Genomic DNA, 23,465 nt, shown 5'->3' with positions numbered 1-23,465 from the left:
GTGGCGATGGCGCACGACGGCGGACCACAGGTCCGACCGGAGGCCGGCACCCCCGGCCCGGTGGCCGAGGCGGGTGTCGCGGGCTGGCCGTCCGGTGCGGTGGCCGCGGCGAGTGTCCCGGAATGGCCGGCCGGCCCCGGGGATGGCGGCGGGCCGTGGACCGGGCCGCCCGTCCCGCCGGTGGCCGAGCGGGACCGGCTGACCCGCTGGGTGCTGCGGATGCACGAGCGCGCCCCGGGCTGGGTGGCGCCGCTCGCGGCCCTGGGCTGCATGGGGGCCGCCGCCGCGTACACGCTGCTGAGCCATCCGACCAGCAGCCCACCGGACGCGGCGCCGACCTGCCTGCTCAAGCTGACCACCGGCCTGGACTGTCCGGGCTGCGGCGGCACCCGCGCCATGTGGTACCTGCTGCACGGCGACGTGCCGGCGGCGGCCCGGCACCACCTGCTCTGGGTGTTCGTGCTGCCGTTCCTGCTCTACCTCTACCTGACCTGGGCGCTGGAGCGCAGCTTCGGTTGGCGGCTGCCCAAGCTGCGGATCTCGGCGCGCACCCTCGGGCTGATGCTGATCGTCTGGGCGGTGTTCTCGGTGGTCCGCAACCTGCCGTGGGCACCGTTCACCGCGCTGTACGTCTAGGCAGCGCGGTAGCTGGGAATCGCACCGGTCGGCCGGCCGACCTCGCCCCCCAACGTCCCGCCGACCGCAGCCGTCACTCAGCGTGCGATTCGGCTCGGTCCGGGGCGGGGTGCACAGGTGCGCTGACGGCCACCGCACGGACCCGGCACATGCCCGCGCGCCGCACCGGCCCGGGGCGGGCGGCGCGGCGCGCGGTGGGGTCGCGGCTCAGCGGAAGGGTCGGATCGGCAGGTAGGCCAGCTCGGGTGGCAACGAGCAGCAGCAGCGGGACGGCAGGCACCGGCAGTTGCGCCCCCGGGTCCGCCCGCCGGCCCGGCACCCGTCCGCCGACCGCACGCCCCGGTTGGTCAAGAAGCGCTTCGAGCCGCCCATCACCGCACCTCCACCCGTCGGATGTCGATGTCGCCGCTCATCGTCCGCACCTGCAGCCCGAGCTGATGGCCGTTGGCCGGTGTGCCCGGTCCGTCGTGCATCGCCAGCTCGTTGCGGGTGTCCCCGGACATGGTGTGCAGGTCCAGCCAGACGCCGGTGCCGGCCACCACGCCGACGCGGACGTCGCCCGAGGCGGCGTCGATCCGGATCGAACCGTGCCGGGCCGTGTCGATCCGGGTGTCCCCGGAGGCGGTCTTGACCTGCACGTCACCGCCGGCCTCCTGGACCTTGATGTCGCCGCTGGCCGTGCTGATCCGGGTGGCGCCGCCGGCGTGTTCGATGACCACGTCGCCGGAGGCGCTGCCGACGCTGAGTTGCCCGGTGGCCCGGCCGATCTCGACGTCGCCGCTGGCGGTCTTGATCCGCCCCCCGGCCAGCTGTTCGATGCGCAGGTCCGAGGAGGCGCCGTCCAGATGGACCTCGCCGAGAGCGCCGCGCAGGGCCACATCGGCGGAGGCGCAGTCGACCCGTACCGTGCTGTCGACCGGGACGATCGCGCGGACCCGGAGCGAGCCGTCGCGGCGGAGGAACCCCCCGGAACGCCGGGGCGCGATCACCCGCAGGGTGTCGCCGTTGAGCTCGGTGGTGGTCGCCTCGGCCAGTTCCCGGGAGGCATCCCGGCGGTCGCTCGGCTGGATGTCGACGGTGGCGGTGGACCCTTCCTCGGCGATGACCTCGATGTCGCCGGAGGCCACCTCGATGACCAGGGTGATCGGACCGGTGACCGGAAACTCGGTCATGACTGCTCCTCACTGGTAGGTGCGCAGGGGAGACCGCGGCGCCGGGCGGTGAGCCCGGTCCGGGTCTGTGTTCGGGATCGGAATGGGATGTGGGGGTGTGACGGGCGCCGGATCGGGCCGGCGGCCCGGCGGTTCAGGCCTGGGCGAAGCCGGTGACCCGGCGCGAGCCCCGACCGCGGTGCGGGCCGGGCCAGCCGGGCGGCGGGGGCGGCGGTGGCGGCATGGGCGGTCCGGTCAGCGCGGTGCTGACGGCCCGGACCAGCCAGGCGTTCACCGAGACGCCCTCGGCCGCGGCGGCGCGTTCGACGCCGTCCTTGAGCGACTCGGCCAGCCGCAGCGTGATGCGGGTGACGTCACCGGTGGGCTCGGTGACCGGCGCGGCCGGGCCCGGCTGCGCCGGCTCGACCGGTTCGGCCGGCTCGACCGGGACAACCACCAGGTCGGCCATCCGGTCGCGAAGCCGGATCTCGACGGCCGCGCCGTCCAGCTTCGTGGTGAGCTCGGCCGCCGCGTCGGTGAGCACCTGGAGCAGGCACAGCCGGACGGACGGGTCGAGCGAGCCCGCGAGCAGTTCGGCCGCGCGGGCGGTGTCGGCGCCGGCCGGTGCGGCCACGGCGGCCAGGTCCTGCCGGAGTGCTTCGACGTACGGTGCCAGTTCCATGACGTCACTATGGCATCATGATGACGTCATAGCAAGAGGAGTTTTCGGGGTGGATGACGTCACCCTGACGACAGGTGAAGGTGCGGCAGCCGCACCTTCCCTCATCGGCGCCGCCCGGTGGTCCGATAGGTTGTGGGTATGACCGAGCACCACCCTCACCCGGCCGGCGGGACCCCGTCCCGCCCGTTCGGCCGGCTGCTCACCGCGATGGTCAGCCCGTTCACCCGCGAGGGCGAACTCGACCTCGACGGTGCGGCCCGGCTTGCGACGCACCTGGTCGACGAGCAGGGCAACGACGCCCTGGTGATCAACGGCACCACGGGCGAGTCGCCGACCACCACCGACGCCGAAAAGGAACACCTGGTCCGGACCGCGGTGGCCGCGGTCGGCGACCGGGCCCGGGTGGTCGCGGGGATCGGCACCAACGACACCCGGCACACGATCGAGCTCGCCATCGCGGCCGAGAAGGCCGGCGCGCACGGGCTGCTGCTCGTGACGCCGTACTACAACAAGCCGCCGCAGGCCGGCCTGCTGCGCCACTTCACCGCGGTGGCCGACGCGACCGGCCTGCCGGTGATGCTCTACGACATCCCGGGCCGGACCGGCACGCCGATCGCCACGGAGACGCTGGTGCGGGCCGCCGAGCACGACCGGGTGGTGGCCGTGAAGGACGCCAAGGGCGACCTGACCGCCACCTCCTGGGTGACCAGCCGCACCGACCTCGCGTACTACTCCGGCGACGACGCGCTCACCCTGCCGCTGCTGTCCGTCGGCGCGGTCGGCCTGGTCGGCACCTCCACGCACCTCACCGGCGTGCTCGCCAAGCAGATGATCGAGGCGTACGAGCGGGGCGACGTGGCTGCCGCGCTGGCCCTGCACCGCCGGTTGCTGCCGCTGTTCACCGGGATCTTCCGGACCCAGGGCACCATTCTCGTCAAGGCCGCCATGGCCGCCGCCGGCCTGCCCGCCGGCCCGGTACGCCCACCGCTGGTGGACGCGACCGAGGCCGAGGTGGCGCAGCTCCGGCGGGACTGCGCGGACGCCGGCCTGGAGTTGCCGGCATGACCGTGCCCACCCCATCCCTCGGAGCAAAAGCATGACGCGAATCGAACCAGAATTTCCCCCGCCGCTGCCCGAGGGCGGCCTGCGGATCACCCCGCTCGGCGGCCTCGGCGCCATCGGGCGAAACATGACCGTCTTCGAGTACGGCGGCAAGCTGCTGATCGTCGACTGCGGCGTGCTCTTCCCCGACGTCGAGCAGCCCGGGGTGGATCTGATCCTGCCGGACTTCTCGCCGATCCTCGACCGGCTGCAGGACGTGCAGGCCGTGGTGCTCACGCACGGGCACGAGGACCACATCGGCGCCGTGCCCTACCTGCTGGCGCACAAGCCCGACATCCCGCTGGTGGGCTCGCAGTTCACCCTGGCGCTGGTCGAGGCGAAGCTCGCCGAGCGGCGGATCGAGCCGTACACGCTGACCGTCCGGGAGGGCGCCCGGGAGCGGCTCGGGCCGTTCGAGCTGGAGTTCTTCGCCGTCAACCACTCGATCCCGGACGCGCTGGCCGTGGCCATCCGGACGCCGGCCGGGCTGGTGCTGCACACCGGCGACTTCAAGATGGACCAGCTGCCGCTGGACGGCCGGATCACCGACCTGGCCGGCTTCGCCCGGCTCGGCGGCGAGGGCGTCGACCTGCTGCTCTCCGACTCGACAAACGCCGAGATCCCCGGCTTCGTCACGCCGGAGCGGGAGATCGGTCCGGTGCTGGACTCGATCTTCGCGAAGGCCACCGGCCGGATCATCGTGGCCTCGTTCGCCTCGCACGTGCACCGCGTGCAGCAGGTCCTGGACTCGGCCGGCGAGCACGGGCGGAAGGTGGCCCTCATCGGCCGTTCGATGGTGCGCAACATGGGCATCGCGCGCGACCTCGGGTTGCTGCGGATCCCGCCCGGCCTGGTGGTGTCGCTGGACGAGGCCACCGAGCTGCCACCCGAGCAGATCGTGCTGATGTCCACCGGTTCGCAGGGCGAGCCGATGAGCGCCCTGGGTCGGATGTCGACCGGCGACCACCGGCACATCACGATCGCCCCGGGCGACACCGTGGTGCTGGCCAGCTCGCTGGTGCCCGGCAACGAGACCGCGGTGTACCGGGTGATCAACCAGCTCTCCCGGGCCGGCGCCAACGTGATCCACAAGGACGTGGCCAAGGTGCACGTCTCCGGCCACGCCCCCGCCGGCGAGCTGCTCTACCTGCTCAACGTGACCCGGCCCAGCAACCTCATGCCGGTGCACGGCGAGTGGCGGCACCTGCGCGCGCACGCCCGGCTCGGCGTGGAGTCCGGCGTCGCCGCGGACCGGGTGGTGCTGTGCGAGGACGGTGACGTGGTCGACCTCGTCGAGGGCCGCGCCGCGGTGGTGGGCCGGCTGCGCAGCCGGTACGTCTACGTGGACGGCCTGGCCGTCGGCGACGTGGGCGAGTCGCTGCTCACCGAGCGTCGCATCCTCGGTGACGGCGGGTTCATCTCCGCCACCGTGGTGGTCGACTCCGTCACCGGCAAGGTGGTGGGCGGGCCGGCCATCTCCGCCAAGGGCTTCTCCGACGATCCCGCCGCGTTCAACCCGGTGATTCCGCTGATCACCGAGGCGCTCGGCCGGGCCGCCGCCGACGGCATCGCCGACCCGCACCAGCTGCAACAGATCGTGCGCCGCACGGTGGGCCGGTGGGTCAACGACGCGTACCGGCGCCGACCGATGATCGTCCCGACCGTCGTCGAGGTCTGAGCGGACCGTCACCGCGCCCCGCTCGTCGCGTCGAGGTCTGAACCGCCGGCCGGGCCGGCCCGCGTCTGGTACGGCCGGCCCATGGCCTGTGGTTCAACCCGACGGCAGTGATTTTCCTCACCCCGTTCCGGCCCGTCCGGGCGGCGTCGGGGCGCCGTACTCCCGCCCGACACGCCCCTGGCGACCGGAGGGAGTCGACGATGGACCGCAGACGGGTGATCCTGTCCGGAGTGACCGCGGCGGGGCTGCTGGCCCTGGGCGTGGTGACGCTCCCGGCGCTCGCGGACGAGCACCCGGGTGGCCGTCCGGCCGCACCGGCCGCGAGCGAGGCGCCCGAACTCGTGGCCGCGCTCTCCCACGATCTGGCCATCTCGCCGGACCAGGCCCGTGCCCGGCTGCGGCGGGAACGGGTCGCGACCGCCACCACCGGCGCCCTGAAGGCGGCGGTCGGGGCGAGCGCCTGGGGCGGCGCCTGGCTGAGCCGGGACGGCGCCCGGCTCACCGTGGCGGTGACCGATCCGGCGCAGGTCGACCGGGTACGCGCTGCCGGCGCCGATCCGGTCGTGGTGGCCCGCACCGCCGGCGACCTGGACCGGGCCAAGCAGCGCCTGGACCGGGCGCTGGACGACTCCACCGGCTCGAGTCCCACCGCGGCTGGCAGCGGCGCGACCGGCTGGTACGTCGACGTGTCGGGCAACACGGTCACCATGCTGGTCCGCCCCGGCGGCGAGCGCGCGGCCCAGCGGCTGGTGACCAGGAGCGGCGTCGACCCGTCGGCCGTCCGGATGGTCACCTCGGCCGAGTCGCCCCGTCCGCTGTTCGCGGTGCATGGCGGGGATCCGTACTTCATCGATGGTCGGGCCCGGTGTTCCATCGGGTTCGCCGTGACCGGCGGGTTCGTCACGGCCGGCCACTGCGGGCAGCGCGGCAGCACCACCACCGGCTTCAACCAGGTCAGCCAGGGCGTCTTCACGGCCAGCTCGTTCCCGGGCGACGACTGGGGGGTGGTCCGGGTGAACGGCGACTGGCAGCCGCAGGGCGTGGTCAACGACTTCAACGGCGGCACGGTGCCGGTGAACGGGTCCACCGAGGCGCCGGTCGGCGCGTCGATCTGCCGGTCCGGCTCGACCACCGGGGTGCGCTGCGGGGTGATCCAGGCCAAGAACGCCACGGTGAACTACCCGGAGGGCACGGTCACCGGGCTCACCCGGACCAACGTCTGCGCCGAGGCGGGGGACTCCGGCGGCTCCTGGATCTCCGGCGACCAGGCCCAGGGGGTCACCTCGGGCGGATCCGGCGACTGCACCCGGGGCGGTGTGACGTTCTTCCAGCCGATCACCGAGATCCTGCAGGCGAACGGGCTCACGCTGGTGACCGCCGCCAGCGCCAACGGCGCCGGCTCGGCCAACCCGGACGACGCGGCGGGCGACGGACCGGGCGCGCCGGCCGCGCCGAGCTCGCGGGTCCGCCACCAGGTGCCGCGGCGCTGATCGGGCGGGCGTCCCGGGAGCCCGTACCGGGATCCGGCGCCGCACCCTGCCGGTGCGGGCAATGAGCCACCGGCCGGCACGGACCCTCCCGACCCTGGCGACGGCCCGGCATGGACGAGGCCAGCTGGCGCGCGGATCGGTGACGGTGGCCCTGCCGCCATGCCGGAGGCGACACCAGGAGTTTCACAATCCGGTCAATCGGCCCCAGCCGGTCCGGCGGCGGGCGGTCCCAGACGCCGGCCCGGGAGCGCCTCGGCCAGCCAGTCGGCCATCCGGTCCGACTGGTGCCGGGTGCCGTTCCGGGCGTCGAAGCGCTCGGCCAGCCCGTACGCCCGGTCCCGCAGCCGGCCGCCCAGCACGGCGAGGTCCGGTTCGGCAAGCCGCTCCGGGACGGACACCTCGGCCAGCGGGTCGGTGGCGGCCCGCCGGCAGAGCAGCGCGCCCGCCGCGGCCAGCTCCATGACGGCCAGCTCCGACCCCGGCTCGTCCGGCCCGGGCAGCCGGGCCGCGAGCGCCGCGAAGCCCTGCCGGTATCGGCCGGTGAGTGCCAGAAACCGCAGGTGGGTGGCGACCGTCCGGGACGCCGCACGCTCCCGGCGATGCCGTCGCCAGGCCCGCCCGTGCGCCCGGGCCGCCGCCTCCGGCTGACCGGCGCCCAGGTACGGCAGCAGCGCCGCGGCCAGCCCACGCTCCGGCGCGGCGGTGCACGGGGAACCCGCCACGAGGGCGGGCGCGAGCCCGCGCAGCGCGCCCGACCAGTCGCCCCAGCCGCCCAACAGCTCCGCCCCGGTGACCGCCACGCACGCCGGGCAGCCGTCGTCGCCCTCGGCGCGGGCCCGCGCCAGCCAGCTCCGCGCGGCCGCGGCGTCCCCCACGTGGTCGGCGAGCCTGGCCCGCAGCCGGTACGCCCGCCCGGGCGGCCGCCCCCGGGACCGGAGCCACCGGGACAGGTCGTCCACCAGAGTGGCCGCGTCGGCCAGGTCGAGTCGGGGCGTGTCGAGCGTGGCCGCCACCGCCTGTTCCTGCGCGATGCGCAGCCGCTCGTCGTCCTCGCCGGTCAGCAGTCCGGGCCGGCGCTCCACCGTGGTCAGGCACCAGCGCAGCAATGCGGGCGTACGTGGCCCCTCGCCCAACCGGAGCGCCGTCTCGAGCAGATCCAGCCGGGCGGCGAGGCCCAGCCCGGGGGCGCGCGCCGCATCGGCCAGGGCGGCCACCGCGGCCAGCTCAAACAGCCGGCGCGGGCCGTCCGGCAGGTCCCGTGCCAGCGCCAGGGCCGCCGCGACCGTGCCGGATGCCCGCATGCGGCGTCCCTTCTGGAGACGTTGGTCCCATCGTGCCGCCGCGGCGTCCCGCGCCGTGCCGCCGCCGCGTCGCTGACGCCGTGCCGGCGACGCCGCGCCGTGCCGTTGCGGTGTTGGTCACATCACGCCGCGGTGGCGCGCATGCCGCCGCAGTGTCGCTCGCGTCGCCCGCGCGGCGACGCTCGCGCCGTTTCCATGCAGCATGCATCGGCGGTCGGACACGGACCGCAGAACCGCGGATTGCGCCAACCGCACGACTACCCTGTGACTCTATGGCCGGCCGCACCTCATCCACGAGTCGCAGACGCGGCGCGTCGTCGACGCGTGGTGCCAGTTCGCGCGGCCGCGGCACGAGCGCCCGCGGCCGGCAGCCGGCGCGCGGGCGGTCCACGGCGCGCCGGACCAGCCGGACCACCCGCACCTCCCCGGCGGTCCACCTGGGACGCGCCATCGGAGCGGTGTGGATGGGCCTGGCGCACGGCGTGGGCTGGGGGGTTCGCGCGGCCGGCCGGCGGGCCGCCACCGCCCGCGAGCTGGACCCGGAGCATCGCCGCGACGGCGCCGGTCTGCTGCTGCTCGGGCTCGCCATCCTGACCGCGGTGGCCGTGTGGTTCTCCGCGGCCGGTCCGCTGGGCGCGCGGCTGGCCGACACGATCCGGCTGTTCATCGGGGCCGTCTCCGTGGTGCTGCCGGTGCTGCTGGGGGTCGGGGCCTACCGGTTGCTGCGGCATCCGGTGCCGCCCGAGGAGGAGCACCGCGGTCGCGGGATGGTCGGCTGGTCCGCGCTGATCGTGGCCACCGACGCGCTGCTGCACATCGCCCAGCACCCGATCGACAACGCCCAGCGCGATTACGCGGGCGGCCTGCTCGGTGCCGGCGTCGGCGATCTGCTGGAGCACGGCGTGACCGCCTGGGTCGCCGTACCGCTGCTGGTGCTGTTGCTGGTGTTCGGGCTGCTGGTGGTCACGGCCACACCGATCAACAAGATCCCCGAGCGGCTGGGCCTGCTCGCCGGGACGGTCACCGGCGCCGCGCCGGAGGCCGAGGTCGGGCCGGGGACGGCCGAGGCGCCGCCCCGCAAGCGCCGGCCGGTACGCCGGCCCGGCCCGTCGGTCGACGAGGAGGATCCGTCCGACGAGGACGTGGCGGACGCGGAGCCCGTCTCGCTGCAGGAGACGGTCGAGTTGCCGCGCCGGCCGCGGGTGCCGGCGCGCCGGGCGCCTGCGCCGCCCGACCATTCGCCGCTGCCGACCCGCGCCGAGCAGCTGGACCTGACGGCACTCTCCGGTGACTACAAGCTGCCGCCGGCCAACATGCTCGGCAAGGGCGGCGCGCCAAAGACCCGCAGCCGGGCCAACGACGAGGTCATCGCGGCGCTCACCGGCGTGTTCGACCAGTTCAACATCGACGCCGCGGTGACCGGCTTCACCCGCGGGCCCACCGTCACCCGGTACGAGGTGGAGCTGGGCCACGGCGTGAAGGTGGAGCGGATCACCCAGCTCTCCCGCAACATCGCGTACGCGGTCAAGTCGCCGGACGTCCGGATCCTCAGCCCGATCCCGGGCAAGAGCGCGGTGGGTGTGGAGATCCCGAACACCGACCGCGAGGACGTGGCGCTCGGGGACGTGCTGCGGTCCCGGGCCGCGGCCGCCGACCACCACCCGATGGTGGTGGCGCTCGGCAAGGACATCGAGGGCGGCTTCGTGGTGGCCAACCTGGCCAAGATGCCGCACATCCTGATCGCCGGCGCCACCGGCGCCGGCAAGTCCAGCTGCCTCAACTCGCTGCTGGTGTCCATCCTGGCCCGGTCGACCCCGGACGAGGTTCGGCTGCTGCTGATCGACCCGAAGCGCGTCGAGATGACCATGTACGAGGGCATCCCGCACCTGGTCACGCCCATCGTCACGAACCCCAAGAAGGCGGCCGAGTCGCTGGACTGGGTGGTCCGTGAGATGGACATGCGGTACGACGACCTGGCCGCCAACGGCGTACGGCACATCGACGACTACAACCGGCGGGTGCGGGCCGGCGAGATCAAGCCGCCGCCCGGCAGCGAGCGGGAGATCCGGCCCTACCCCTACCTGCTGGTCATCGTCGACGAACTCGCGGACCTCATGATGGTGGCGCCGCGGGACGTGGAGGACTCGGTCGTCCGGATCACCCAGCTGGCCCGGGCCGCGGGGATCCACCTGGTGCTGGCCACCCAGCGGCCGTCGGTGGACGTGGTCACCGGCCTCATCAAGGCCAACGTGCCGTCCCGGCTCGCGTTCGCCACGTCCTCGCTGGCCGACTCGCGGGTCATCCTCGACCAGCCCGGCGCGGAAAAGCTGATCGGCCGGGGCGACGGCCTGTTCCTGCCGATGGGCGCCTCGAAGCCCACCCGCATCCAGGGCGCCTGGGTGTCGGAGAAGGAGATCGAGGGGATCGTCAAGTTCTGCAAGGACCAGCGCGAGCCGGAGTTCCGCCCGGACGTGCTGACGGTCGGCCAGGAGAGCAAGAAGAAGATCGACGAGGACATCGGCGACGACCTGGAGCTGCTGGTCCAGGCGATCGAGCTGGTGGTCACCTCGCAGTTCGGCTCGACCTCGATGCTGCAACGCAAGCTCCGGGTCGGGTTCGCCAAGGCCGGCCGGCTGATGGACCTGATGGAGACCCGCGGCATCGTGGGCCCGTCCGAGGGGTCGAAGGCCCGAGACGTGCTGGTCAAGCCGGACGAGCTGGAGGACGCGCTGTCCGGCGTCCGCGGGGCGGCCTGACCGCCGCCGGTCAGGAAAAGATCTTGAGCCCGATCACGCCGGCGATCACCAGGAGCAGGCAGAGCAGCCGGGGCAGGTTCGTCGACTCGCCGAGCGCGATCATCCCGACCGCCGCGGTGCCCACGGCGCCGATGCCGACCCAGACCGCGTAGCCGGTGCCGACCGGGATCTCCCGCAGCGCGTAGCCCAACCCGACCACGCTGCCGATCGCGGTCACCGCGAAGATCACCGAGGGGATCGGCCGGCTGAAGCCCTGGCTGCGGTCCAGGGCGATCGCCCAGGTCGTCTCCAGCAGCCCCGACAGCACCAACACGAGCCAGGCCATCACGATCACACCTTCCAGCCACGACGGGTCACGGTCCGCGGGTCGTCTTCGCATTACCGGGTACGACCCGCACCTCGTCCGGGGCGGAGTGGGTGCGCCGCCGCCCACGCTAGCCGAAGTCGGCCTCCCGGTCCGGGCCGACCACGGTCGGGGTTGACCTGAAGTTGGGGTGAGGTTTCAGGATGCGGGGATGACGATGCTGTTCACCGATGCCGACGTGGCGGCCGGGCTGGATGCCCCGGAGGCCGTGGCCGCGATGCGGGCGGCGCTGCTTGCCGCGTACGAGGGCCGGCTGGTGGCCCCGCCGCGGGCCGCCGTGCCGCTCGACGGGGGGCGGCTGGTCTTCACCGCCGGCCGGCTCGACCCGGAATGGTACGGATACCGCAGCTACGACACGTTCGGGCGGCCCGACGGCGAGCAGTTGGTGGTGCTGCACGAGTCCGACACGGGCCGGATCCGCGCGATCGCCGTGGGCGCCGAGATCGGATCCCGGCGTACCGGGGCGATCGGCGGGGTGGCCGTGGACGCGTTGGCCCGGCCCGATGCGGACACCCTGGCCGTGATCGGCGCCGGGGGACAGGCGTGGACCCAGGTCTGGGCCGCCGCGGCGGTGCGGCCGCTGCGCCAGGTGCGGGTGTTCAGCCGTACGGCGACGCACCGGGACCGGTTCGCCGCCCGGGTCCGCGCCGAGCTCGGGGTGCCGGTCCGGGCCGTCGACGGCGCCGCGGCGGCGGTCCGGGACGCCGACATCGTGGTGCTCGCCACCACCAGCGCCACCCCGGTGCTGGCGGCCACCGACCTGGCGCCCGGCGCCCACGTCAACGCCGTGGGCTTCAAGCAGGCCGGCCGGGCCGAGTTCGGCGCCGACCTGCTGGACCGGGCGGAGGTGCTGGCCACCGACTCGCCGGCGCAGGTGCTCGGGTACGACCCGCCGATGCTGGCGGCCGCGCCCCCGTACCTGGATCGGCTGGTCCCGCTCGGCGCGGTGCTGGCCGGCGCGGCGCCCGGCCGCACCCGGGCCGACGAGGTGAGCCTGTTCTGCTCGGTCGGGCTGGCCGGCACCGAGGTCTTCCTGCTCGACCGGCTGGCCCGGGCCAACGCCCGGGTGGGATGACGCCCGGCCACGGTCGGGCCCGGGGCCCGGTCAGGGCCCGGGGCACGGTCGGGCCCCGGGCGGGGGGCGGGGGGCCGGGTGTGACGAGGCCCGCGGGTCTCGGCACGGTGGGCGGCCCGTCGGACCGGCCCGGTAGGCTCGGATGGTGTCCGCCAGCTCATCTTCCCCAGACGGTGCCCCCGCCGCCGGCCGCCGGGTCGCCCTGCTCACCCTGGGCTGCGCCCGTAACGAGGTCGACTCGGAGGAGCTGGCCGCGCGGCTGGACGCCGATGGCTGGCAGGTGACCACCGACGGTGACGGCGCCGACGTGGTGCTGGTCAACACCTGCGGTTTCGTGGAAAAGGCCAAGCAGGAGTCGATCCAGACGCTGCTCGCGGCGGCCGAGTCGGGCGCCCGGGTGGTGGCCGCCGGCTGCATGGCCGAGCGGTACGGGCGGGAGCTGCACGACAGCATGCCCGAGGCGCAGGCGGTGCTCGGCTTCGACGACTATCCGGAGATCTCCGCCCGGCTATCCTCGGTGCTGGCCGGCGAGCGGGTCGACTCGCATGTGCCGCGGGACCGGCGGGAGCTGCTGCCGATCACCCCGGTGGCGCGCCGCGGTAACGCGGTGGTGCTGCCCGGCCACGGCGGCCCGGTGGCCGAGCCGGTGACCGACGAGCACACCCCGGCGCACCTGCGGTCGGTGCTGCGCCGCCGGCTGGGCGCCGGCCCGGTGGCCTCGCTCAAGCTCGCCAGCGGCTGCGACCGGCGGTGCTCCTTCTGCGCCATCCCCGCCTTCCGCGGCGCCTTCGTCTCGCGTACCCCGGACGAGCTGCTGGCCGAGGCCGAGTGGCTGGCCGGCACGGGCGTCCGGGAGCTGGTGCTGGTCAGCGAGAACTCCACCTCCTACGGGAAGGATCTCGGCGATCCGCGGGCGCTGGAGAAGCTGCTCCCGCAGCTGGCAGCGGTGCGCGGCATCGCCCGGGTCCGGGTGAGCTACCTGCAACCGGCCGAGACCCGTCCCGGCCTGGTGGAGGCCATCGCCGGCACGCCGGGGGTGGCGCCCTACTTCGACCTGTCGTTCCAGCATTCGAGCGAGCCGGTGCTGCGCCGGATGCGCCGGTTCGGCTCCACCGAGCGCTTCCTGGAGCTGCTCGGGACGGCCCGCCGGCTGGCCCCGGAGGCCGGCGCGCGCAGCAACTTCATCGTGGGCTTCCCCGGCGAGACCCGGCGGGACGTCGACGAGCTGGTCCGGTTCCTCACCGAGGCCCGGTTGGACGCCATCGGCGTGTTCGACTACAGCGACGAGGACGGCACCGAGGCGGCCGGCCTGCCCGGCAAGGTGCCGGCCGCGACGGTGCGCCGGCGGTACGACCGGCTGATCCGGCTGGCCGACGAGCTGTGCTCGCAGCGCGCCGAGGAGCGGTTGGGCGCCGAGGTCGAGGTGCTGGTGGACACGGTGGCCGACGGCGTGGTCGAGGGCCGGGCCGCGCACCAGGCGCCCGAGGTGGACGGGTCGACCACGCTGGTGGCGCCGGACGGCGCGGCCGACCTGGCCGCGCTGCGTCCCGGCGACCTCGTCCGGGCCAAGGTCACCGGCACGGAGGGCGTGGACCTGGTGGCCGAGCCCGTCGAGCTGGTGTCCGCCGCCGGGTGAGGCGCCGAGATGGGGGGATCGGGATGACCGAGGGGAGTGGGCGGACGGACTGGGCCGCCGCGGCGCCGCCGGCGTCCGGACCGGCCGACGTCGAGCCGGTCGCCGATCCCGAGCCGGTCGCCGACCCCCTGCCGGCCCCGGTGCCGGTGGCGAACGCGGCGAACGCGCTCACCGCGCTGCGCATCGTGCTGGTGCCCGTGTTCGTGGTGCTCGTCGCCTCCTCGGCCCTGGTGCATCCGGGCTGGCGGATCGCCGCCACGGTGACCTTCGCGGTGGCCTCCACCACCGACCTGGTGGACGGCTGGATCGCCCGCAGGTACGGCCTGGTCACCTCGTTCGGCAAGGTCGCCGACCCCATCGCCGACAAGGCGCTGACCGGCGCGGCCCTGGTGCTGCTCTCCTGGTACGACCGGCTGCCCTGGTGGGTCACCGTGGTGATCCTGGCCCGGGAGCTGGGGGTGACCCTCATCCGGTTCTGGGTCATCCGCTACGGCGTGATCGCCGCGAGCCGGGGTGGCAAGGTCAAGACGGCCCTGCAGATCCTCGCGATCGTCTGGTACCTGTGGCCGGTGCCGGGCGTGGCGGCCGGCATCGGTGGCTGGATCATGGGCCTGGCGGTTATCGTAACGGTGGCGACCGGATTGGACTACGTTGTCCGGGCCGTCCGGCTTCGCCGGGCCTGAGTCACTCCGGTACCGCCTCGACCCCGGCACCGCCTGAAGTCAGGGAGGGTGATGAGCGCCGGCGCGGACCACGGATCAGGGAGCGCGGCCGCGGCCGCCGTACACCTGCTCGCCGAGCGGGGTCAGACGCTCGCGACCGTCGAGTCGCTGACCGGCGGCCTGCTGGCCACGACGATCGTGGAGATCGCCGGGGTCAGCGCGGTATACCGGGGCGGGCTGATCGTCTACGCCACCGACCTCAAGGGGCGGCTGGCGGGCGTACCGGACGAGCTGCTGGCCGCGCGCGGACCGGTGGATCCCGACGTGGCCGTGGCGCTCGCCGAGGGCGGCCGGCGGCGCTGCCGGGCGGACTGGGCGCTGGCCACCACGGGCGTGGCCGGCCCGGAGCCGCAGGACGGCCACCCGGTGGGCGAGGTGTACGTGGCCTGCGCCGGTCCGCGCGGCACGGCCATTCGGCGGTTGGACCTCGAGGGCGGCCGGCACGCGATCCGCAACGCCGCCATGGTGGAGGCGCTGCACCTGCTCACCACCGAACTGCACGCGGCCGCGGAGGAGCCGTCGCGGCACTGATCGCCCGGACCGCGCCGCGCTCGCCCGCCGGAACGCATGCTGGGGCGGGTCGAACCGGAACGGCGCTGACGACGTACCCACGGGCGGGGCGGGATGTCGTCCGGGCCCGCACCGGGTACGGTTGCGGGCAAGCTCCCGATCACCGGTCGCGGAGCGCGGGTCCACCGCCCGCCCGCCGAGCGGTGGAAGCCACCGGAGTGTCACGGGACGGGGAGGTGCGATGATCCTGCTGCGCCGAGTCATTGGTGACGCTCTACGCGCGCGCCGACAGGGACAACACCGGACCCTGCGCGAGGTGTCCACCGCGGCCAACGTCAGCCTGGGCTACCTGTCCGAGATCGAGCGCGGCCAGAAGGAGGCGTCCAGCGAGCTGCTCGCGGCGATCTGTGACGCCCTCGGCGCCCGCCTCTCCGAGGTGCTGGGCGAGGTGAGCGACACCCTGGCGCTGGCCGAGCAGGTGCCCGGGGTGCTGCTGCCGGCCCACCAGCCCGAGCCCGCGGCCCTGCCGGCGCGGGACCGGAAGGTCGACGCGCTGGAGAAGACGCCCGCGCCGGCCGGTGCTGGCCGCACCGAGCAGGTCGCCCGGGCCGCCGCCGAACGCCTGCCGGGCCGCGAGCGGTCCGCCGAGGCGCCCGTGCGTACGGTCACCTCGGATGGCCGGGTGTCGCTGTCGGTCGGCCAGGAGTTTCCGCTCAAGGCGACCCTGCGGGCCCCCCGCCGGGAGCGCGGCGGCGACCGCGACGTCGTCTGCGTGGGCTGAGGCCCGACCGCGCCGTCATCCCAGCCGGCATGCCCTTCCGGCCTGGCTGGGGACCGCTGCGGAGCGTAGGGTTGATCTCCCGATACCGGGCGGGTTCAACTTCGCACCGCCGGTCCTCTGCCGCGAGTGGCGCGCGGCTGCGACGATGGAGGCCACGCCGTGCGGCGGCCGGCCCAGGGTCGGGCCCGGCCGGCGTGGTCGAGGCGAGCGATTGATGTGTGAGGGGATACCGCGGAGATGGCGAACCCGTTCGTCAAGGGCTGGCGCTACATGATGGCGCTGTTCGGCGCCAAGATCGATGAGTACGCCGACCCGAAGGTGCAGATCCAGCAGGCCATCGAGGACGCCCAGCGGCAGCACCAGGCGCTGGTCCAGCAGGCCGCCGCGGTGATCGGCAACCAGCGGCAGCTGGAGATGCGGCTGTCGCGGAACATCGCCGAGGTGGAGCGCCTCCAGGGGATGGCCCGGCAGGCGCTGGTGCTCGCCGACCGGTCCCGGTCCGGCGGCGACGAACCCGAGGCGCAGAAGTACGAGCAGTCGGCGCAGACGCTGGCCACCCAGCTGGTCTCGGCCGAGCAGCAGACCGAGGATCTCAAGACCCTGCACGACCAGGCGTTGAACGCGGCCGCCCAGGCGCGGAAGGCCGTCGAGAACAACTCCATGATCCTCCAGCAGAAGCTCGCCGAGCGCACCAAGCTGCTCAGCCAGCTCGAGCAGGCCAAGATGCAGGAGAGCGTGGCCCGCTCGCTCGAGTCGATGTCCTCGCTCGCCGCGCCCGGCAACACCCCCTCGCTGGACGAGGTGCGGGAAAAGATCGAGTCCCGGTACGCCACCGCCATGGGCCGGGCCGAGCTGGCCGGCAACTCGGTCGAGGGCCGGATGCTGGAGATCCAGAAGTCCAGCCTGGACCTGGCCGGCGAGTCGCGGCTGGAGCAGATCCGGGCCGGCATGACCGGCGGCCAGCTCGCCGGCGGCCAGGGCAAGCCGGCGATCGGCCAGACCGAGTCCGGCGCCGACGCCGCCTCGGTGGCCCGGCTCGACGAGATCAGGGCCAGCATGGCCAGGGACAAGGCCGCTGGTGGTGACACCAGCGCCGCCGGCTGAGGACGGACCGACGGGGGGACACGTGGCCGACCAGCGGAGTCGATACCTACGCCAGGTGCGCAGGCTGCGCCGGGGTGCCCGGCGCTGGAGCACGCTGGCCGGCACCCTCACCGGCGCGGCCGCGGTGCTCACCCCGTACCACGGGGTGGGCCTGCCGGACGCGGCCTGGGCGGCCGCGGCCGGCGGCACGGCGTTGCTGGCCGCCTGGCGCTGGGCCGACCTGCGGGCGCTCACCCGGCAGCCGATGCCGCCCGCGGAGACCGCCGAGCAGGCGCAGGCCCGGCTGATCGCCACCGTCGAACGGTTCCCGGCCGGCCGGATGGCCGTCGGCGAGGTACGCCGGCAGCGGTCCCGGCTGGCGCTGCGCGGGTCGGCCGCGGCCGGCCCGTGGGCCCGGCTGGACCGGGCCGCGCAGGCGTTGGCCGGGCTCGCCGGCCGGCTCACCGGGGCCGGCGACGAGGCGCTGCTGGAGGCGACCGCCGCCGAACGCTCGCTGCGGGACCTGGCCCGCCGGGTGGCCGAGATCGAGCGCGCCGTCCGGATCGCCCCCGACGAGTCCCGGCCCTCCCTCGCGGCCGCGCACGCCCGGCTGCTCGCGCAGCTCGACGGCGGGGTGACGGCGTACGAGCGGCTGGTCGCGGCCGCGGCCGGTTACGTGGCCGAGGACGCCAGCCCGGTCGGCGATCATCCCTCGGTGGCCCGGCTGACCGAGGCCAGCGACTTCCTGCACGGCGTGGCCACCGGGCTCGCCGAGTTTCGGGGCGCCGCCGAGTGGACCCGCGCCGCGCACTGAGCCCGATCCCGTCCCTTCCCACCGGCACCTTCGCCGGCCCCGACGGATCGGTACCCCCGCGCCCGCTCATGATCAACACAAGATCGGTGACATTGGTGGGTCGAAGCGACCGGGATGCCCCTGGATCACCGACATTGTGTTGATCATGGCATCGGTCGACCTGGGATCGCCGGCCGGCGGCCGGCGGCGGGCGGCGGGCGGCGGGCGGCGGGCGGCCGAGGGCTTACGGCGGGCGGCGGGTCCAGAGCGCGGCGGGGAGGCCGACTCGACTCGCAGCCGCCACAGCTGGGTGGCGTCCGCCGGGTGGTCGGTGTGGGCATGGGACAGCAGCACGGTGTCGATGTCACCGGCCGGGCGAACCGCTGGAGCGGACCGGACGCGCCGGCGCCGAGATCCAGCAGGAGGTGGTACCCCTCGTGCTCGACCAGGTAGCAGGAGCAGGCCGAGGCCGGGGCGGGAGCGAACCGCCGCAACCGATCACGGTGAGTCGCACGCGCCGACCCTAGCCGGCCGCACCGTCCGCGGTGGGCCGGCCCGGCGTGGGCCCGCCGCCCGAGGCGAGTTCGTCCCGTATGGACCCTTCCGGCTCCGGCTGGCAGCGCGGGCACCAGTAGGTGACCCGCTCGCCCTGCTCCCGCTTGGCGATCGCGGCGCCGCACCGGCGGCATGGCTGGGCGCGGCGGCCGTACACATAGCTCGTTTCGCCGCGCCGCAGCGAGCCGGTGGTGCTCTGGGTCCACCGCCCACGGTTGGCCGCCAGCAGCCGCTGGGCCAGGGCCACCATCCCGGCCAGGTCCGGTACGTCGCCGACCCGGGTCCACGGCCAGACGCCGCGCAGGAACAGCAGCTCGCACTTGTACAGGTTGCCGATGCCCGCCAGATTGCGCTGATCGAGCAGGGCCTCGGCGATCTCCCGGTCCGGTTCGGCGCCGAGCCGGCGGGTCGCCTCGGCCGCGTCCCAGTCGGGACCCAGCAGGTCCGGGCCGAGGTGCCCGACCAACCGCTCCTCGTCCTGCGTCGGCACCAGGGCCAGCTCGTGCAGGTGGTAGCCGACGGCCACGGCCTCGGCGGTGCGCAGCACCACCCGGATGAGGTGGGCGGGCCGGGCCGCCCAGCGCTCGCCCGGGGCGTACGCCCGCCAGGCCCCATCCATCCGCAGGTGCGAGTGCAGGGTCAGTCGCTCGTCCCGGGGCGTCCGCACCCGCAGCAGCAGGTGCTTGCCGCGGCTGCCGGAACTCAGCACGGTCGCGCCGGTGAGATCCGTGGTGGCCAGCTGCGGCACCCGGAAGTCGCTGGCCGTCAGCCGCCCGCCGATCAGCGCCCGGTGCAGGACGCGGGCGGTGTTCCAGACGGTGTCACCCTCGGGCAACGGCCCATCCCGCCTGGCCGCGCCCGCCGTACCCGATGGTCGTCCGACCACCGCGGCGCGCGCCGACGGTCATGGCAGGTCCTCCCGGCCCGGTGGCCGGCCCTCGCCGCGCCAGCCCGGCCGGCTCGTGCCGAAGATCTGGTAGTTGAGCCGGGCGTCGGCCAGGCTCAACCGGCCGTTGGGGCCGCCCCGCGCGACCTCGGGGTCCGCGTCGGCCCGGCCGTCGTCCGTCCAGCGGCACACCGGACAGGTGGGGTCCCCGGTGCGGTAGCCGCAGCAGGGACAGACATCGAGGTCGATGGAGTGCTTACCCACGTCGGCCAGCATGTCACAGCGGATCAGGATCAAGGGAGAGCTACCCCGGACGGGTCGTCGTCGCCGGCCGCGCTCGCGGCGTCCGCGGTGGCGGCGTGCGCGGTGGCGGTGTGCGTGGTGGCGATCCGGAGGACGTCGCCGGGCGCGACCGCCAGCACCACGGCGGCCCGCCCGCCGTTGACCGCCACGGCGACCATGTCGGCCGAGTCGGCGTAGACGACCAGCCCACCGTCCGGAGCGGACCCGAAGGTGTGGCCCAGCACCGCCGGGACGTCACCCACCCGCAGCCGCGGGCCGAGCCCGGTGAGCGCCCCGGCCGGGGCCGCGAGCTGGACGTTGCCGAACCGGTCGACCGTCAGCACCTCGGCCTCCACCCAGCCGTCCCCGGCGGTCACCAGCGGCTCGGGCAGGCGAACCAGGGTGTCCGGATCGATCTGCGGGCCGGCGCCGGCCGGCGGATCGCCCGCGGCCAACCTGGCGGCCACCGGCGCGAAGATGTCCCGCCCGTGGAACGTCCGGGACACGGTGGGCGCGAACCAGTCCCGGTTGGTCAGCTCGACCGCCGTCCGTACCCCGCCGAGCACGTCGGCCGCCCACGGCAGCAGGCCGTTGTCCGGACCGACCAGCAGGCCGCCCTCGGTCTCCACCGCGACCGGCCGGCGGGCCGTGCCCACGCCGGGGTCGACCACGGCGAGGTGTACGGCGGGCGGCAGGTGGGCGACCGTCTGGGAGAGCACCGCGGCGCCGTGCCGCACGTCTCCCGGATGGATCAGGTGGGTCACGTCGATCACCCGGGCCGCGGGGGCCAGCCGGGCGATCGCCCCGTGGCAGGCCGCGACGAAACCGTCGGAGAGGCCGTAGTCGGTCGTGAAGCTGATCCAGGGGTAGCCAGCCATGCCCGAACGGTAGCGCGGGCCGGCAGCCCGGGCGCGGCCGGTCGCGCGGGGCCGCGCCCGGGCGTCGTCGCCGGGCGGTACGGGCGGCGGCCTGGCAGAGTTGGCCGCATGCGACTCTGTGTCTTCACCGAACCCCAGCAGGGCGCCTCCTACGGTGACCTGCTCCGGGTCGCCCGGCACACCCAGGACTGCGGCTTCGACGGCTTCTTCCGGTCCGACCACTACCTGACGATGGGCGGCGACGGCCTGCCCGGCCCCACCGACGCGTGGCTGACCCTGGCCGCGCTCGCGGTGCAGACCGAACGGATCCGGCTCGGCACGCTGGTCACCTCGGCCACCTTCCGGCTGCCCGGCCCGCTGGCTATCTCGGTGGCCCAGGTGGACGCCATGAGCGGCGGCCGGGTGGAACTCGGGCTGGGCACCGGGTGGTACGCCGAGGAGCACTCGGCGTACGGCATCCCGTTCCCGCCGCTCGGCGAGCGGTTCGACCGGCTCACCGAGCAGCTCGAAGTGATCACCGGGCTGTGGCGGACCGAGCCCGGCGGCGCGTTCCGGCACACCGGCCGGCACTACCAGGTGGCCGACTCGCCCGGCCTGCCGAAGCCGGTCCAGCGGCCGTACCCGCCGCTGATCATCGGCGGCAAGGGCGCCACCCGGACGCCCCGGCTGGCCGCCCGGTACGCGGACGAGTTCAACGTGCCGTTCGCCTCGGTCGAGGACGTGCGGCGCAGCTACGCCGCGGTCCGGAAGGCCTGCGCCGATGCCGGCCGCGGCGATGACCGGCCGCTGACGCTGTCCGCCGCGCTCACCGTGGTCTGCGGCCGGGACGACGCCGAGGTGCGCCGCCGGGCCGATGCGATCGGTCGGGACCCGGCCGAGCTGCGCGAGTCCGGCGCGGGCGTGGTCGGTACGCCCGAGCAGGTCTCGGAGCAGCTGCGCGCGTACGCCGAGCTCGGCGCGTCCCGGTTCTTCCTGCAGGTGCTGGACCTGTCCGACCTGGACCACCTGGACCTGATCGCCGCCGAGGTGGCGCCGCTGCTCTGAGCCGCGTCGGGTGGGGCGATCCGCCGACCCCGCCGCATCACCACGGCCGACACCCGGTGTCGCGACACGGCCACACGGGGTCGTCGCGCCGCCGGTCGCTCTCTACACTGAACCCGCCTCCGGGACCACCGTGGAACGCCCTCGGGAGCCCAGGAGTGGGAACGGGCCACCGACGAGAGGGCGACCGGCGTGCGCGAAGCATCCACCTCCCGGCACCTGCAGCACGCCATCGACACCTCCGTGCCGCACCCCGCCCGCCGGTACAACTACTGGCTCGGCGGCAAGGACAACTTCGCCGCCGACCGCGCCTCCGGCGACCAGATCGCGGCCGCCTGGCCGAGCGTACGGACGGCGGCGATCGAGAACCGCCGGTTCCTCAAGCGGGTCACCGCGTTCCTCACCGGCCAGGCCGGTATCCGGCAGTTCCTCGACATCGGCACCGGCCTGCCGACGGCCGACAACACGCACGAGGTGGCCCAGGCCATCGCCCCGGACAGCCGCGTGGTGTACGTGGACAACGATCCGATGGTGGGGGTGCACGCCCGGGCGTTGATGACGAGCACCCCGGAGGGCGCCACCGCCTATCTCGAGGCGGACCTGCGGGAGCCGGAGGCGATCCTGCACCATCCGGACCTGCGCCGGGTGCTCGATCTCGACCGGCCGGTCGCGCTCATGCTGATCGCGGTGCTGCACTTCATCCGGGACAACGACGAGGTCGCCCGGATCGTGCGCCGGCTCGTCTCGGCGCTGCCGCCGGGCAGCTATGCGGCCGCGAGCAATGCCACCAAGGACTTCATGCGTCCCGAGGATGCCGCCACGTACGACATGCTGGTGGCCTCGGGCCGGACGGACGTGTTCCCGCGCAGCCGGGCGGAACTTGCCGCGCTCTTCGCCGGGCTCGACCTGATCGAGCCGGGGGTCGTGCCGGTGAGCGACTGGCGCCCGGTCGCCGGGGCCGACCGCCCCGACCCGGTGGACGTGTCGGTGCTCGGCGTGGTCGCCCGGCTGCCCTGACCCGGCCAACGGCCGGGCGCGCCGATTTCGGCCGGCCGGCGGTGTGGCCGGCGTCGCGCGGTCTACGCCCGGGCGCGTACCGGTGTCGTCGTCCCCGGACGGACGCCTCGCCCTCGTTGTGCCGACAGGATCGATCCGCGGCCGGCGGACCGACCGGTGGCCGGGGAGGAGGGACCATGTCGAGCCTGCGGGACAGGGTGGCGCTGGTGACCGGGAGTTCCCGGGGAATCGGCGCGGTGATCGCCGAAACGTTCGCCGCGGCCGGCGCGAGCGTGGTGGTGCACGGCCGGGACGCGGCGGCCGCGGCCGCGGTGCGGGACCGGATCGGGGAGGCCGGTGGCCGGGCGGTCTCCGTGACGGGCGATGTCACCGACCCGGCCCGGGTGGCCGCCATGCGGGCCGAGGCGGAGGAGGTGCTGGGACCGGTCGAGATCCTGGTGGTCAACGCCGGCGGCGGGCACCGGCCGAGGCCGGTGGAGGACATCACCCCGCAGGAGTGGCGGGCGGCCCTCGAGGGCAACCTCACCGGCCCGTTCCTGACCGTCCGGGAGTTCCTGCCGGGCATGAAGGCGCGGCGGTCCGGAGTCATCATCACCATCTCGTCGTCCGCCGGCCGGCGGCGGTCGGAGCTGGCCCCCATCGCGTACGCGGCCGCGAAGGCCGGGCTCCAGCTGTTCACCCAGGACCTGGCGGCCCAGGTGGGCCCGTACGGCATCCGGGCCAACTGCGTGGCGCCGGAGACGATCCTCACCGAGCGAACCCGCGCGCTGATCTCGGCGGAGCAGCAGCGGTCGCTGATCGAGTCCCGGCCGATCCGCCGGCTCGGCACGCCCGAGGACGTCGCCCGGGCGGCGCTCTACCTCGCCTCCGACGACTCGTCCTGGGTGACCGGCACGGTCCTGGACGTGGCCGGCGGCAGCGTGATGGTGTGACCGATCCGCAATCCGCAATCCGCAATCCGCGATCGGTGATCGGCGGCCCGTGACCGGCCCGCGGACCCAGGCCGTGTCCGTGGGTGGTGCGGCCGTGGGTGGCGCGTCTGGCCTG

22 protein-coding genes and 1 riboswitch are annotated in these 23,465 nt (G+C 74.8%); of the genes, 15 read left to right on the top strand and 7 right to left on the bottom strand.

What is annotated here, in order from left to right; translation table 11 throughout:
• Positions 1 to 6: 6 nt before the first annotated feature.
• Entirely contained in the window at positions 7 to 636 is a 630-nt protein-coding gene (locus ACFFHU_RS06340) for a DUF2752 domain-containing protein (RefSeq protein WP_377337257.1), read from the top strand.
• A 371-nt stretch (positions 637 to 1,007) separates the two neighbouring features.
• Here the strand turns inward: ACFFHU_RS06340 and ACFFHU_RS06335 are convergent, their stop codons facing one another.
• Together ACFFHU_RS06335 and ACFFHU_RS06330 are read right to left on the bottom strand one after the other, a co-directional pair.
• Positions 1,008 to 1,808 (bottom strand): DUF4097 family beta strand repeat-containing protein, encoded by an 801-nt coding sequence (locus ACFFHU_RS06335; protein ID WP_377336658.1) that lies wholly within the window; start codon positions 1,806 to 1,808, stop codon positions 1,008 to 1,010.
• Between the two features lie 133 nt (positions 1,809 to 1,941).
• Positions 1,942 to 2,469, bottom strand: coding sequence for a hypothetical protein (locus ACFFHU_RS06330; protein WP_377336656.1), 528 nt, complete (start codon positions 2,467 to 2,469; stop codon positions 1,942 to 1,944).
• A 138-nt stretch (positions 2,470 to 2,607) separates the two neighbouring features.
• On the opposite strand from ACFFHU_RS06330, the gene dapA reads away from it, so the two are divergent.
• From dapA to ACFFHU_RS06315, 3 genes are all read left to right on the top strand, one after another.
• On the top strand, positions 2,608 to 3,534 hold the full coding sequence (dapA, locus tag ACFFHU_RS06325) for a 4-hydroxy-tetrahydrodipicolinate synthase (protein WP_377336654.1): 927 nt from the start codon (positions 2,608 to 2,610) through the stop codon (positions 3,532 to 3,534).
• A gap of 31 nt (positions 3,535 to 3,565) precedes the next feature.
• The gene (locus ACFFHU_RS06320; RefSeq protein ID WP_377336652.1) at positions 3,566 to 5,248 is read left to right on the top strand and encodes a ribonuclease J; all 1,683 of its coding nucleotides are present in this window, start codon (positions 3,566 to 3,568) and stop codon (positions 5,246 to 5,248) included.
• Between the two features lie 200 nt (positions 5,249 to 5,448).
• Positions 5,449 to 6,738 (top strand): S1 family peptidase, encoded by a 1,290-nt coding sequence (locus ACFFHU_RS06315; protein WP_377336650.1) that lies wholly within the window; start codon positions 5,449 to 5,451, stop codon positions 6,736 to 6,738.
• Positions 6,739 to 6,932: 194 nt separating this feature from the next.
• Here ACFFHU_RS06315 and ACFFHU_RS06310 read toward each other — a convergent pair whose 3' ends face one another.
• Positions 6,933 to 8,039: a hypothetical protein gene (locus ACFFHU_RS06310; RefSeq protein WP_377336648.1), complete on the bottom strand. Its 1,107-nt coding sequence runs from the start codon at positions 8,037 to 8,039 to the stop codon at positions 6,933 to 6,935.
• Positions 8,040 to 8,311: 272 nt separating this feature from the next.
• Here ACFFHU_RS06310 and ACFFHU_RS06305 point away from each other — a divergent pair, with 272 nt between their 5' ends.
• Entirely contained in the window at positions 8,312 to 10,795 is a 2,484-nt protein-coding gene (locus ACFFHU_RS06305; protein ID WP_377336646.1) for an FtsK/SpoIIIE family DNA translocase, read from the top strand.
• A gap of 10 nt (positions 10,796 to 10,805) precedes the next feature.
• Here the strand turns inward: ACFFHU_RS06305 and ACFFHU_RS06300 are convergent, their stop codons facing one another.
• A complete protein-coding gene (locus tag ACFFHU_RS06300; protein WP_377337256.1) occupies positions 10,806 to 11,120 on the bottom strand; it encodes a DMT family transporter in 315 nt (104 codons plus the stop codon).
• 36 nt (positions 11,121 to 11,156) lie between these two features.
• Positions 11,157 to 11,225: riboswitch (guanidine-III (ykkC-III) riboswitch) on the bottom strand.
• 85 nt (positions 11,226 to 11,310) lie between these two features.
• Between ACFFHU_RS06300 and ACFFHU_RS06295 the strand changes: the two genes are divergently transcribed.
• The 7 genes from ACFFHU_RS06295 (at position 11,311) to pspM (ending at position 17,780) form a co-directional block, all read left to right on the top strand.
• Complete coding sequence (locus ACFFHU_RS06295; protein ID WP_377336644.1) at positions 11,311 to 12,234, top strand: ornithine cyclodeaminase family protein; 924 nt, start codon at positions 11,311 to 11,313, stop codon at positions 12,232 to 12,234.
• 142 nt (positions 12,235 to 12,376) lie between these two features.
• The gene (gene rimO, locus ACFFHU_RS06290; protein ID WP_377336642.1) at positions 12,377 to 13,870 is read left to right on the top strand and encodes a 30S ribosomal protein S12 methylthiotransferase RimO; all 1,494 of its coding nucleotides are present in this window, start codon (positions 12,377 to 12,379) and stop codon (positions 13,868 to 13,870) included.
• 23 nt (positions 13,871 to 13,893) lie between these two features.
• A complete protein-coding gene (pgsA, locus tag ACFFHU_RS06285; RefSeq protein ID WP_377336641.1) occupies positions 13,894 to 14,553 on the top strand; it encodes a CDP-diacylglycerol--glycerol-3-phosphate 3-phosphatidyltransferase in 660 nt (219 codons plus the stop codon).
• A gap of 51 nt (positions 14,554 to 14,604) precedes the next feature.
• A complete protein-coding gene (locus tag ACFFHU_RS06280) occupies positions 14,605 to 15,123 on the top strand; it encodes a CinA family protein (protein ID WP_377336639.1) in 519 nt (172 codons plus the stop codon).
• Between the two features lie 220 nt (positions 15,124 to 15,343).
• Entirely contained in the window at positions 15,344 to 15,883 is a 540-nt protein-coding gene (locus ACFFHU_RS06275; protein WP_377336638.1) for a helix-turn-helix domain-containing protein, read from the top strand.
• Positions 15,884 to 16,120: 237 nt separating this feature from the next.
• Entirely contained in the window at positions 16,121 to 16,987 is an 867-nt protein-coding gene (locus ACFFHU_RS06270) for a PspA/IM30 family protein (protein ID WP_377336637.1), read from the top strand.
• 22 nt (positions 16,988 to 17,009) lie between these two features.
• On the top strand, positions 17,010 to 17,780 hold the full coding sequence (gene pspM / locus ACFFHU_RS06265; RefSeq protein WP_377336636.1) for a phage shock envelope stress response protein PspM: 771 nt from the start codon (positions 17,010 to 17,012) through the stop codon (positions 17,778 to 17,780).
• A gap of 502 nt (positions 17,781 to 18,282) precedes the next feature.
• On the opposite strand, the gene ACFFHU_RS06260 is transcribed toward pspM, so the two are convergent.
• The 3 genes from ACFFHU_RS06260 to ACFFHU_RS06250 all read right to left on the bottom strand — a co-directional run bounded on the left by ACFFHU_RS06260 (position 18,283) and on the right by ACFFHU_RS06250 (position 20,360).
• Entirely contained in the window at positions 18,283 to 19,149 is an 867-nt protein-coding gene (locus tag ACFFHU_RS06260; protein ID WP_377336634.1) for a DNA-formamidopyrimidine glycosylase family protein, read from the bottom strand.
• 69 nt (positions 19,150 to 19,218) lie between these two features.
• Entirely contained in the window at positions 19,219 to 19,464 is a 246-nt protein-coding gene (locus ACFFHU_RS06255; RefSeq protein ID WP_377336631.1) for a CPCC family cysteine-rich protein, read from the bottom strand.
• Positions 19,465 to 19,493: 29 nt separating this feature from the next.
• A complete protein-coding gene (locus ACFFHU_RS06250; RefSeq protein WP_377336629.1) occupies positions 19,494 to 20,360 on the bottom strand; it encodes an SAM hydrolase/SAM-dependent halogenase family protein in 867 nt (288 codons plus the stop codon).
• A 108-nt stretch (positions 20,361 to 20,468) separates the two neighbouring features.
• Here ACFFHU_RS06250 and ACFFHU_RS06245 point away from each other — a divergent pair, with 108 nt between their 5' ends.
• From ACFFHU_RS06245 to ACFFHU_RS06235, 3 genes are all read left to right on the top strand, one after another.
• Complete coding sequence (locus tag ACFFHU_RS06245; RefSeq protein WP_377336627.1) at positions 20,469 to 21,404, top strand: LLM class F420-dependent oxidoreductase; 936 nt, start codon at positions 20,469 to 20,471, stop codon at positions 21,402 to 21,404.
• A 189-nt stretch (positions 21,405 to 21,593) separates the two neighbouring features.
• A complete protein-coding gene (locus ACFFHU_RS06240; RefSeq protein ID WP_377336625.1) occupies positions 21,594 to 22,418 on the top strand; it encodes an SAM-dependent methyltransferase in 825 nt (274 codons plus the stop codon).
• Between the two features lie 176 nt (positions 22,419 to 22,594).
• On the top strand, positions 22,595 to 23,350 hold the full coding sequence (locus ACFFHU_RS06235; RefSeq protein WP_377336623.1) for an SDR family NAD(P)-dependent oxidoreductase: 756 nt from the start codon (positions 22,595 to 22,597) through the stop codon (positions 23,348 to 23,350).
• Positions 23,351 to 23,465: the final 115 nt, after the last annotated feature.

It is taken from the genome of Plantactinospora siamensis, assembly GCF_042434095.1.
Lineage (GTDB): Bacteria > Actinomycetota > Actinomycetes > Mycobacteriales > Micromonosporaceae > KBS50.
The sequence above is the reverse complement of the archived record's forward strand: the minus strand, read 5'-3'. Positions and strand labels throughout refer to the sequence as shown.